The organism is Streptomyces sp. NBC_01498, assembly GCF_036327775.1.
GTDB lineage: Bacteria > Actinomycetota > Actinomycetes > Streptomycetales > Streptomycetaceae > Streptomyces.
Genome location: NZ_CP109598.1, coordinates 1,822,573 through 1,834,322 on the forward strand (window position 1 = coordinate 1,822,573; position 11,750 = coordinate 1,834,322).

At 70.6% G+C, this 11,750-nt stretch carries 9 protein-coding genes and 1 pseudogene; 3 read left to right on the forward strand and 7 right to left on the reverse strand.

All coding sequences use genetic code 11. The features are described 5' to 3' along the window. The 6 genes and pseudogenes from OG875_RS07525 to OG875_RS07550 form a co-directional block, all read right to left on the reverse strand. Positions 1-1,671: an ABC transporter substrate-binding protein gene (locus OG875_RS07525; RefSeq protein ID WP_330173440.1), complete on the reverse strand. Its 1,671-nt coding sequence runs from the start codon at positions 1,669-1,671 to the stop codon at positions 1-3. Between the two features lie 480 nt (positions 1,672-2,151). Further along, positions 2,152-3,126 (reverse strand): annotated as a pseudogene (locus OG875_RS07530) (LacI family DNA-binding transcriptional regulator); the annotation flags it as partial. 351 nt (positions 3,127-3,477) lie between these two features. Then, the gene (gene cimA / locus OG875_RS07535) at positions 3,478-5,085 is read right to left on the reverse strand and encodes a citramalate synthase (protein WP_330173441.1); all 1,608 of its coding nucleotides are present in this window, start codon (positions 5,083-5,085) and stop codon (positions 3,478-3,480) included. A gap of 1,060 nt (positions 5,086-6,145) precedes the next feature. Continuing rightward, on the reverse strand, positions 6,146-7,255 hold the full coding sequence (locus OG875_RS07540) for a branched-chain amino acid aminotransferase (protein ID WP_330173442.1): 1,110 nt from the start codon (positions 7,253-7,255) through the stop codon (positions 6,146-6,148). 227 nt (positions 7,256-7,482) lie between these two features. Further along, positions 7,483-8,523, reverse strand: coding sequence for a 3-isopropylmalate dehydrogenase (locus OG875_RS07545; RefSeq protein WP_330173443.1), 1,041 nt, complete (start codon positions 8,521-8,523; stop codon positions 7,483-7,485). A 162-nt stretch (positions 8,524-8,685) separates the two neighbouring features. Further along, a complete protein-coding gene (locus OG875_RS07550) occupies positions 8,686-8,814 on the reverse strand; it encodes a hypothetical protein (protein ID WP_023538442.1) in 129 nt (42 codons plus the stop codon). Between the two features lie 292 nt (positions 8,815-9,106). Between OG875_RS07550 and OG875_RS07555 the strand changes: the two genes are divergently transcribed. Both OG875_RS07555 and OG875_RS07560 read left to right on the forward strand, forming a co-directional pair. Further along, entirely contained in the window at positions 9,107-9,445 is a 339-nt protein-coding gene (locus OG875_RS07555; RefSeq protein WP_330173444.1) for a PadR family transcriptional regulator, read from the forward strand. Positions 9,446-9,573: 128 nt separating this feature from the next. Then, entirely contained in the window at positions 9,574-10,398 is an 825-nt protein-coding gene (locus OG875_RS07560) for a hypothetical protein (RefSeq protein WP_330173445.1), read from the forward strand. Between the two features lie 126 nt (positions 10,399-10,524). Here the strand turns inward: OG875_RS07560 and OG875_RS07565 are convergent, their stop codons facing one another. Further along, complete coding sequence (locus tag OG875_RS07565; RefSeq protein WP_330173446.1) at positions 10,525-11,070, reverse strand: GNAT family N-acetyltransferase; 546 nt, start codon at positions 11,068-11,070, stop codon at positions 10,525-10,527. Between the two features lie 102 nt (positions 11,071-11,172). Here OG875_RS07565 and OG875_RS07570 point away from each other — a divergent pair, with 102 nt between their 5' ends. Continuing rightward, entirely contained in the window at positions 11,173-11,748 is a 576-nt protein-coding gene (locus tag OG875_RS07570) for a CDP-alcohol phosphatidyltransferase family protein (RefSeq protein ID WP_330173447.1), read from the forward strand. The last annotated feature ends 2 nt before the right edge of the window (positions 11,749-11,750 follow it).

Sequence of the window (11,750 nt, forward strand, 5' to 3'; positions counted from 1 at the left end):
TCACTTAGCGGGCTTGAGACGCAGCACGACGTCCAGCGCGTTGGGCTGGGTCGGCTGCGGCGGTCCGTACGGGTCGGCCTCGGTCGGCCACCCCACCCAGTTCTTGGTGGAGTACTCGGCGCCGATGGGCGCCGCCGCCGTCGGGATCATCGGGACTTCCTCGACCATGATCTTCTGGAGGGTGTTGAGCGCGGTGGTGCGCGCCGAGTCCTCGGTGGCGTTCGCGTACTCCTTCAGCGCCTTGGTCGCCTCGGGGCTGTCGAACCGGCCGAAGTTGCCGAGCGGCGCGCTCTTGCCGACGGGCTGGAGCAGGGCGCCGTCCATGATGTTCTGGTACATGTCGTACGGCGTGGCACCGGAGTTGGTCCAGTGCAGCGTGGCGTCGAACTTGCCGTTGTTGACGTCCGAGGTCCACGCCTCGGCGGTCTGGGTCTTGACCTGCGCCTCGATACCCAGGGGCTTGATGTTGTCCTTGATGATGGACAGACCGGTGATGTAGTCGTTCCAGCCGGCGGGGTCGGTGAAGGTGAGCTTCACGGCCTTGCCGTCGGGGTCCTTCAGGACACTGCCGTCGAGCGTGTAGCCCGCCTCGTCCAGGACCTTCTTCGCGCCGGCGACGTCGGGCTTGATGGTGACGCCCTTGTACTCGGGGGCGATGAAGGACTCACCGGCGGGCAGCGGGATGCCGGTCGGGTTGGTGATCTCCGGGTAGAGCGTGGCCTGGGCCTGGATGTGGATGGCCCTGCGGTCGACGACCATGGCCATGGCCTTGCGGAGCGCGGGGTCGGCGAGCGGGCCCCGGGTGGTGTTGAACCACAGGCCGTGGATGCCGAGTCCGGAGGGGAACCAGAGCTTGTTGTTCTCCCGGTCCTTGGCGACGTACAGCTGCTTGTAGTTCGGCATGAAGACGAACGACCACTCGGACTTGCCGTTGGCGAGGGCGGTGGTCTGCGCGCTGTTGTCGTTGTACGAGGTGAAGCGGAGCTCCTTCACCTGCGTCTTGCCCTTCCAGTAGGAGGACGTGGTGTCGAGCGTGGTGGTCTGCGGGGTGAAGGTCTTGAGCTTGTACGGGCCCGAGCCGAGCGGCTCACGGTTGGGCCACGTCGCCGGGTCCTTGACCTTCTCCCAGATGTGCTTGGGCACGATGAAGGTCGTGGTGATCTTGTTCTGGTTGACGAACTGCGAGTCCTTGAAGGTCAGAACGACCTTGCCGTCCGCCGCAGTGATGCCGTCGTAGGGCACGCCGTTGCCGTTGAGCGCCGGGTACTTCTTGATCAGTTCGAAGGTGTACGCCACGTCCTCGGCGGTCAGCGGCTTGCCGTCCGACCACTTGGCCCGCTCGTCGATGGTGAAGGTGACCTTGGTGAAGTTGGCCTCCCACTTCCATTCGCTGGCCAGCCAGGGCTCGCCCTTCTCACTGGGGCGCACCAGGTTGGTCATCACCAGGGGCTCGTAGATCATGTAGCGGTAGCCCAGCGACGCGCCCGCGGAGGTGCCGAGGAACGGGTTGCTGTTGTTGGTCTGCGGGCCGTTCGGCATACCGATGTTGAGGACGCCGGAGGCGCTGCCTGAGGACCGGTTGGCATCCGAGTTGGCCGAGGAACATCCGGCGGCGAGCGCGGCCACGACGGTGGCGGCGGCCAGCGCCCGGAGCTTGCGGTGTGCGGACATGGCGACTCCAGAAAGGGAATTGCGGCTCTGTGGGACGGCGGGCCCGTGGGGCTGAGGGCCTGGGGCCGGGCGAGGTGCGGTGCCCGGCTCGTGTGCGGGTGTTGCTCGTGTACGGGTGTTGCTCGCGTGCGGGTGTTGCTCGCGTGCGGGTGTTGCTCGCGTACGGGGGTGCGGGTGTGCGGGTGTATCGATCTGCTGCTGTACGGGTGGTGCGACGAGCGCTGTGCGACCGGGCTGAGGTGCGTCGTGCCGAGGTGCCTTGTGCCGAGGTGCGTCGTGCTGATCCGCGCGGTGCCGGTACGTCCGCCGTGCTGGGTGTGCCGGGTGTACGGGGAGTGCGCAGTGCTGGTGCGGGCCGTGCTGACGCCCCGTCAAGTGACGAATACGGGGCGGGTGTTACGCGGGTACGGGGCCGGCGGGCCGGACGCTCGCCCCGGGTGCCTCCGGCGACCCCGTGGCCACGCGGTCGCGGGTGGCGGCCGGCGCCGACTGCCGTACGACCAACTCGGTTGGAAGAACGACCGGTTCGTCCGGTGCGGTCTGCCCTCCCAAATGCCCGAGCAGCATCCGCGCCGCCGTCTCCCCCATCCGCCGGGTGGGCTGACGGACGGTGGTGAGGGGCGGTTCGGTGTGCTGGGCCATCGGGATGTCGTCGAAGCCGACCACGGCGATGTCGTCCGGTACGGACCGCCCCGCCGCGCGCAGCGCCCTCAGCGCTCCGGCCGCGCTGATGTCGTTGTGCGCGAAGACGGAGTCGAACGGGGTGCCCGCCGCGAGGAGTCGCTCGACGGCGAGGCGTCCGGAGGGCTCCGTGAAGTCCCCCACGGCGACCAGGTCGGTCGGGAGGATCTCGCGGAAGCCGCCGAGCCGGTCGCGTACACAGCCGAAGTGCTCCGGCCCCGTGATGACGAGGGGCCTGCCGCGTCCGTCGGCCAGCAGGTGGCGGGCGGCGGACGCACCTCCTTCGTGGTTGGTGGTCACGACGGAGGGAAACGCGTCCGGGTGACTGCCGCGATCGTCGATGAGCACGACGGGCAGACCCTTGCGGTTCAGCGCGGCGATCCTGTCGAGCGTGTTCTCGGGTTCGACGACGAGCAGTCCGTCGAAGGCCCGCGCGGAGACCTGGGTGGTGAAACGCTCGACCGAGTCCGCGCCGCGGTTGATGGTGAAGAGCAGCAGGCCGTAACCGGCGGCCTCCACCGTGTCGACCACGCCCTGGAGGACTTCACCCATCCACGGCCAGGTCAGTGAGGGCACCAGCATCCCGACCGTACGGCTGCTGCCGCGGGCCAGTCCGACGGCGCCCGAACTGGGCACGTATCCAAGAGATGCGATGACGTCGCGGACCCGGGCGGCCGTTCCGATGTCGACCTCGCCCTTGGTGTTGATCACCCGCGACACGGTCGTCTTGCTGACACCTGCCGCGCGGGCGACATCCGCGATGGTGACACGCATCGAAGGGCCTCGAATCGTTGGTCGGAACCGGTTCCGGTACCGGTACCGGAACCGGTTCCAATTTTGAGCGGTGAGTTAACCGGTCCAGACCAACACCGTCAAGACTTCACACCGAAATTGCTCGGGAGGCGACTCCTGGGGATCCAGAGGGGGTTATGCGTTCAGGTTCTGAATGTTCAAACTCTTGACCGGAGTTCACATCGGCGCTCATGCTCGGCTCACGCCCCGGCGCCGGGTGCCTCCTCAGTGCCTCCTCATACGTACGGGGGCCGGTGACCCTTTTCGGTCACCGGCCCCCGTACGCACCGCGCGGATCCACCGTGGGATCCCGTGGGTATCTCCCGTCACGCCCTATTCGGCCGGCTCGACCCCGGCCCGCAGCAGTCCGTAGGTGTACGCGTCCTCCAGGGCCTGCCAGGAGGCGGCGATCACGTTCTCGCCCACGCCGACCGTCGACCACTCCGCGGTTCCGTCCGCCGTGGTGATCAGCACCCGGGTCGTGGACTCCGTACCGTGCTTGCCTTCCAGGATGCGGACCTTGTAGTCGACCAGCTCCAGTTTGGCCAGTTGCGGGTAGATGCGCTCCAGGCCGACGCGCATGGCCCGGTCCAGCGCGTTGACCGGACCGTTGCCCTCGGCGGTGGCGACGATGCGCTCCCCCTTGGCCCACAGCTTCACGGTCGCCTCGTTGGCGTGCGAGCCGTCCGGGCGGTCCTCGACGATCGCGCGCCAGGACTCCGTACGGAAGTAGGTGAGCGCCCGGCCCTCGGCCTCCTCACGCAGCAGCAGCTCGAAGGAGGCGTCGGCCGCCTCGTAGGTGTAGCCCTTCAGCTCACGTTCCTTGACCCGGCCGACCACGCGGCCGACCAGATCGCGGTCGTCGCCGAGGTCGACACCCAGTTCCTTGCCCTTGAGCTCGATCGAGGCGCGGCCCGCCATGTCGGAGACGAGCATCCGCATGGTGTTGCCGACCAGGGTGGGGTCGATGTGCTGGTAGAGGTCGGGGTCGACCTTGATCGCGGAGGCATGCAGCCCGGCCTTGTGCGCGAAGGCGGAGACACCCACGTACGGCTGGTGGGTGGAGGGGGTCAGGTTGACGACCTCCGCGATGGCGTGCGAGATCCGGGTCATCTCGGCGAGCGCGCCGGGGGGCAGCACCTGCTTGCCGTACTTGAGTTCCAGCGCGGCGACGACGGGGAAGAGGTTCGCGTTGCCGACGCGCTCGCCGTAGCCGTTGGCGGTGCACTGCACATGCGTGGCGCCCGCGTCCACGGCGGCGAGGGTGTTGGCGACGGCGCAGCCGGTGTCGTCCTGGGCGTGGATGCCGAGCCGGGCGCCGGTGTCGGCGAGGACGGTGGCGACCACGGCCTGGATCTGGGCGGGGAGCATGCCGCCGTTGGTGTCGCAGAGGATGACGACATCGGCGCCGGCCTCGGAGGCGGCGCGGACGACGGCCTTGGCGTACTCCGGGTTGGCGCGGTAACCGTCGAAGAAGTGCTCGCAGTCGACGAACACGCGCCGGCCCTGTTCGCGCAGGTGGGAGACGGTGTCGGCGACCATCGCCAGGTTCTCTTCGAGCGTGGTGCGGAGCGCGAGTTCCACATGCCGGTCGTGCGACTTGGCGACGAGGGTGACCACCGGGGCGCCGGAGTCGAGGAGCGCCGCGACCTGCGGGTCGTCGGCGGCCTTGGCTCCGGGGCGGCGGGTGGCGCCGAAGGCGACGAGCTTGGCGTGCTTGAAGTCGATCTCGTCGCGGGCACGGGCGAAGAACTCGGTGTCGCGCGGATTGGCGCCCGGCCAGCCTCCCTCGACGAATCCCACCCCGAAGTCGTCCAGGTGCCGGGCGATGGTCAGCTTGTCGGCGACCGTCAGACTGATGCCTTCGCGCTGGGCCCCGTCGCGCAGCGTGGTGTCGAAGACATGGAAACTGTCGTCGGTGACCGTTGGCTCTGTGGTCATGACTCTGTGGCTCCTGTTGAGTGAGGGAGGGTCTGGCTCCACTGCCCCCGTCGCCGCGTGCGTCCCGTTCCGGCCGGGGTGGGGCCGGAAAACGAAAAAACCCCTCGCGGGTGCGAGAGGTCTGCGCGCGGGTCTGGGGCACGATGCCCACCGCGTACCTGGTGGTACGGGGCGGTCACTGCGGACCGGCGCGCCTGTTGCCGATAATCATGGCGAAGCAGAACACGAATGCAGTGTGGCACGTTCGCGCCACCGTGAGAGCCCCCGTCTCACGATGCGGGCGGTACGGGTGTCGCCCAGCGGGGTCGGCGGGACGACGGGAAGGGTGGGGCGGGGCGGGAGGAGGGGGCGGGGGGGTGACGTACCCGGGGCCCGTACCGCGGTCGTTCGGTGGTCGTACCGGCCGACGGTCGTACGGCGGAGCCTGCCGCGCGCGGTCGTATCGGGGGACGGGGCGCGGGACGGGCGGGACGCGCCGGGGCGGTGGGGCCGGCCGTACCGGGGGCGTGCCGCGCACCGGGGCCTACGGGGACCAGGGCGGCGGGGCCGGCCGGGTCCCGGTCAACTCGGGAATACGTCGCCCGACTTGGGCCCGCGCGGGGCGGGGGTGACGGGGCGATGAGCCGACCGTACCGGGGACCTAGGCGTACCGGACCAGGGCGGCGGGGCCGGCCAGGCCCCGGTCAACTCGGGAACACGTCGCCCGACTTGGGCCCGCGCGGGGCGGGGGTGACGGGGCGATGAGCCGACCGTACCGGGGACCTAGGCGTACCGGACCAGGGCGGCGGGGCCGGCCAGGCCCCGGTCAACTCGGGAACACGTCGCCCGACTTGGGCCCGCGGGGGGCCGGCGATCGGCGTGCTCAGCGAGGCCCGAGCGACCTGGCACCTGGCCCCGACCACTGCCGCCGCCCGCGCGCCCCCGGCCACCGGCGCCGCCGGCGCCGCCCCTGCCGCACCGCCCGCGCCGAGACGCGGGCGGCTGGGCGGGGCGGGGCGGCTGAACGGCTGGACGGGGGCGGCTGGACGGGGCCCCGAGACCCCGTGAGCGGGATCGGAGGTCAGTCCTTGGCCACGGGGTGCATCCACCCGTGGGTGTCCTCGGACCGCCCCGTCTGGATGTCCAGCAGCGCCGCGCGCAGCATGGACGTGACCTCGCCGGACTCGCCGTTCGACTGCGTCCACTCGCCGCTCGCCGACTTGACGTGGCCGACCGGGGTGATGACGGCGGCCGTACCGCACGCGAAAACCTCGGTGAGGGTGCCGTTCTCGGTGTCGCGGCGCCACTCGTCGATGGAGATGCGGCGCTCCTCCGAGGTGTAGCCGTGGTCGTGGGCGAGCTTGAGCAGCGAGTCACGGGTGATGCCCGCCAGCAGCGAGCCGGTCAGCTCAGGAGTGACGATTCTGTTCCCGTACACGAAGTACAGGTTCATCCCGCCCAGTTCCTCGATCCACTTGTGCTCCACGGCGTCCAGGTACGCGACCTGGTCGCAGCCCTTCTCGGCCGCCTCGGCCTGGGCGAGCAGGGACGCCGCGTAGTTGCCGCCGGTCTTGGCGTCGCCCATGCCGCCCGGGACGGCGCGCACCCGGTCCTCGGAGAGCCAGATGCAGACGGGCTTCACGCCGCCGGGGAAGTAGGAACCGGCCGGGGAGGCGATGACCAGGAACAGGTACTCGTTCGAGGGCCGCACCCCGAGCCCGACCTCCGTCGCGATCATGAACGGCCGCAGATAGAGCGACGCCTCGCCACCGTGCGCAGGCACCCACGCCTGGTCCTGCCGGACCAGCGCGTCGCACGCCTCGACGAACGTCTCGACCGGCAGCTCGGGCATCGCCAGCCGGCTCGCGGAGACCTGGAAACGGCGCGCGTTTGCCTCGGGCCGGAAGGTGGCGACGGTGCCGTCGGGGCGGCGGTACGCCTTCAGCCCCTCGAAGATCTCCTGCGCGTAGTGCAGGGTCATGTTGGCCGGGTCGAGCGACAGCGGACCGTACGGGACGAGCTGTGCGTCGTGCCAGCCCCGGCCCTCGGTCCACCGGATGGTCACCATGTTGTCGGTGAAGTGGCGGCCGAAGCCGGGCGCGGCCAGGATCGCCTCGCGCTGTGCGTCGGACAGCGGGGTCGAGGAGGGCTTCAGCGCGATCGTCGGCGACGTCGTCGGGGGCGTGGTCATGTTTTCTGTCCTTCACCGGTTGTGTGTGACGGACCGCGCTCACGCCGCTACAAGTACTAGGACGTCCGAGCTTTCCCTGGTGCCGCGGCCCGGCACGATTGTCGCGCGCGGCGGATCGGGGCATGAAACGGGGTGAATGCGGCCCTACGAATGATGGTGACACCCGGTGGCAGCAAAGCACAGCCGCCGGGTGCTGTGACCCGGCGGCTGTGGAAGTCGTCGGCGGGTCAGCCCGCTACTCGTACGACGAGCGCGTCGCCGATCTCGGCGGTGCTGCGGGTGGCGCCGTCGCGCGCCGTGAGGTCGGCCGCCACGGCCTCCTCGATACGGACGGCCTCGGCGTCGAAGCCGAGATGCCGCAGCAGCAGCGCGACGGAGAGGATCGTGGCCGTGGGGTCGGCCTTCCCCTGGCCCGCGATGTCCGGCGCCGAACCGTGGACGGGCTCGAACATGGACGGGAACGCCCGGTCGGGGTTGATGTTCGCGGACGCGGCCAGGCCGATGCCGCCGGTCACGGCAGCGGCGAGGTCGGTGAGGATGTCACCGAAGAGGTTGTCGGTGACGATCACGTCGAACCGCTCGGGCCGGGTGACGAAGAAGATCGTCGCGGCGTCGACATGCAGATAGTCGGTGGAGACGTCGGGATATTCCTGGCCGACCCGGTCGAAGATCCGCTTCCAGAGGTGGCCCGCGTACACGAGGACGTTGTTCTTGTGAACCAGCGTCAGCTTCTTGCGGGGGCGTGAGCGTGCACGCTCGTACGCGTCGCGGACGACACGCTCCACGCCGTACGCCGTATTGAGGCTGACCTCCGTGGCCACCTCGGCGGGCGTGTCCGTACGCAGGGAACCACCGTTGCCCGTGTACGGGCCCTCGGTGCCCTCGCGGACCACGACGAAGTCGATGTCCGGACGGCCGGCCAGCGGTGTGGCCTGGTTCGGGAAGAGCTTGGACGGGCGCAGATTGACGTAGTGGTCGAAGGCGAACCGCAGCTTGAGCAGCAGCCCTCGCTCCAGGATCCCGGACGGCACCGACGGGTCGCCGATGGCACCGAGGAGAATCGCGTCGTGCGCCTTGAGCGCGGTGAGCTCCGCGTCCGGGAGGGTCTCCCCGGTGCGGTGCCAGCGCCGGGCGCCGAGGTCGTACTCCTTGGTCTCCAGCTTCACATCCGGCGGGAGCACGGAGCCGAGGACCTTCAGGCCCTCGGCCACGACCTCCTGGCCGATGCCGTCACCGGGGATCACTGCGAGATTGATGCTGCGAGACATGACGGGCACCCTACTGCGCGTCCCAGTGCCTGACATGTGTGGTCCACGATTCGGACACTCGTCGCGTGTGAGCAGGGAGCGCGGAGCGCCCCGCGTGGAGCAATGAGCGGCGGGCGTGGACCGGTGGACCGGTCGGTGGACCGGGAGGGGGCTCGCGCCGGCTCAGTGGCCGGTGGAGCCGCCGTTGTCCCTGCGGTCGAGGGCGCGCTGGAGGGCCGCCGCGGCGTTCTTGCGGTCGGACTCACTGCTGCGGACACGGTGACGGACTCGTCGGACTGTCGTCTCGGCCATGGTGATCGACTCCTTGAGAGAGCTGAGGCATACGGCGGGGGAATCCGCATGAGGCATCTTCGAGGTGCCGGATGGGCGGGGAGCACGCCCGCAGGGATTGCCTGCGTGAGGGCGTTCGCTCACGTCCGCCGTTCGCTTGATCGAGCGAGTCGTTCGGCTTCTACAAAGCTAGAGGAGCTGGGCCGTTCTGTCTCCACAGTTAGTCGGACGTCCTACTATTTGAGACGGCTCACATTGATCGGCATCGCCATCTAGATTGCATTCCTACCTATGGGGGTGATGGAATGCGGGCATGGCCGCAGACCGCAGATCCAGCTGGCTCAAAGGGGTCCTCGACCTCCTCGTCCTCTCGTGTCTCACGGGCGGTGAGAGCTACGGGTACGAGATCTCCAAGGCCCTCGCGGGCGCCGGACTCGGCGAGATCAAGGGCGGGACGCTGTATCCCGTGCTCAACCGGCTCGAAGAGGCGGAGCTGGTCGTCGGCGAGTTCCGCGCCACGGGGCGCGGACCCGGGCGGCGCTACTACCGGCTGACGGACGAGGGGCGACGCCGGCTCGCGACCGAGAGCGGCAACTGGCTGGAGTTCCACACCACCGTGCGGAACATGCTGAGCAGCACCGAGGGGGCGTGATGGATGACCCGAACGAATCCACGAAGGAGTCCACGACGTGGTCCACGAAGGGGTCCACGACGGGAGCGGCGGCCAGGTCGACGGGCGGAGCTGTGGGCGGGGCTGCCGACGAAACGGCGGGCGGCCGCATGAGCGGGCCAGGGGCCGGATCAGGCGGCGGATCAGCGGGCGGGGACGGGTACTTCGAGGGGCTGGCCGCCGCACTGCGCGCGGGTGGGGTGGCCGAGCGTGAGGTCGCCGTCACCGTCGCCGATCTGCGCGCGTATCTCGCGGAGACGGGTTCCACGGCCGAGGAGGAGTTCGGCCCCGTCGAGGTCTTCGCGGCGCGGCTCACCGGGCGCGCCGACAGCGACGGCGACGGCGGGGAAAGCGGCGGCGACCTCGGGGACGGGCCCGGTGGACCGGAGGCCGGTGCCGAGACCTGGACGTGGACCACCGACATCTACAACGACCGCAGACTCCTCGGCCTCCACGGCGCGCAGGGCTGGGAGGTCGAACGGCTCGACCGCCTCGGCCGTTTCGTGTGCCGCCGCCCCGTCGGTACGGCGCTGCGCTGGGAGTACCGGCGCGAAGTACTTCTCGACCGCGAACGCGGGGCGGTGGAGGCCGAACTCGCCCCGGACGGCTGGGAGCCGTGCGGGAGATGGACGTACTACCTGTACTTCAAGCGCCCCGGGGCGGCGAGCACGGGACCGGCGGCGACGGTGGTCGCACCGCCCGCCCGGCCCCGTCGGGGCTTCTACACCGGCCGGAAGGCGCGCGTGCTGCTGGGCACCGGGGCGGTGAGTACGGCACTCGTGGCGCTCCTGCTGGGCTCCGGGGCGGTGGAGTTCCACGCGGCCGTGTTCGTCCCGGCGGCCGTAGTGGGGGCGATCGCGGCGTGGGCCGGTCTGCGGAGGGACATCGTCAACGGCACGGAGGACGACCGCGCGGCGAGCGGCGACACGGCTTGAACGTCCTGCGCGAGGCGACGCGCGGCACCCCGGTGCGCGGGCGCGCTGCGGCACAGGTGGGCAGGCGGCGGGCAGTTGAGCTGAGGACGTCCCGTGCGGCATCCGGCACTGCCGTCCGCAGCATCCCTACAGCACGTCGCCGTCCCGCCAGTCGAAGACCAACGCGTCTTCGGAGGAAGGGAGTTCGCCGCCGGGCACCGGCCAGAGGTAGGTCGAACCCTCCTCCTCCGGAAGCCGCACCACCCCGTCCGGGCTCAGCCCCTCGACACGGCCCCGCCAACGGTGCCAGCCGCGCGACGCGTAGAGCGGTGCACCCGCGGTGGACGCGGAGAGGCCGCCGATGTCGTAGGCCCGGTCGATCACACGCTCCAGTACCTCCATGACCCGTCCGCCGAGCCCGCTTCCGCGCCGGTCGGGGCGGACGGCGACCGCCTCGACGTAGCCCACCCGGTACCACCGTCCCGCGTGCGTCAGCCGGCGCTGGATCACGCTGCCGTGCGCGACGAGCGCGCCCGAGCCGTCCCGTACGAGCACATGGACGCCGCCGAGCCCGTGCGTCCAGTCCTCGTCGCTGAAGCCGCCGTCGAAGGCGTCGTCCAGCAGGTCCCGGACCTCGGCGAGGGTGGCCGGGTCGAGTTCGAAGGTGTGCGCCGTGCGCAGGGGAACCGACATGGCTCCCACTCTCCCAGGAAGGGGCGCCCGCGCACGTACTCAGTGCCCGGTTGAGTAGCTGTTCCGTGGTGAAAAGGCCGGTACGTCGCGACAGTTGGGCCCATGAACGGCCTCTACGCACTGAAGCCCTGGTACGCGTCCCGGCTCTCCGGGACGCGGGCCGCCCTCGTCCGCCGCGAGGTGTCGCCCGACACGCTCACGGCGGCGGGTGTCGTCTGCGCGGCCGGTGCGGGCGCCGCCGTGGCGTGGCTGCCCGCCGGGCCGGTCGCCGCGCTCCTGGTCGCCGTCCTCCTCGCCGCCCGGCTGGCCTTCGCCAATCTGGACGGGGCGCTGGCCCGGGAGACCGGCCGGACGACGCGGCGCGGCGCCGTCCTTAACGAACTCGGCGACCGCGCCGCGGACCTCGTCGTCCTGGCCGGTTTCCTCACCCTGGCGCCGCTCTGGCTCGTCGCGGTGGCGGGGCTGGCCGCGACGTCGCCGTCCTGGGTGTCCCTCGCGGGTGCGGCGGCGGGAGCGCCGCGCCGTAACGGTGGCCCCGTGGGCAAGACCGAACGGTGCCTGCTCGTCGTCGTCGCGTCGGCGACGGGCTGGGCGGTGCCGGTGCTCCTGGTGATCGCGGCGGGCTCGGCGCTCACCGCGGCGGTCCGGTTCGGCTGGATCTGGCGGCGCCTCGCATGAGC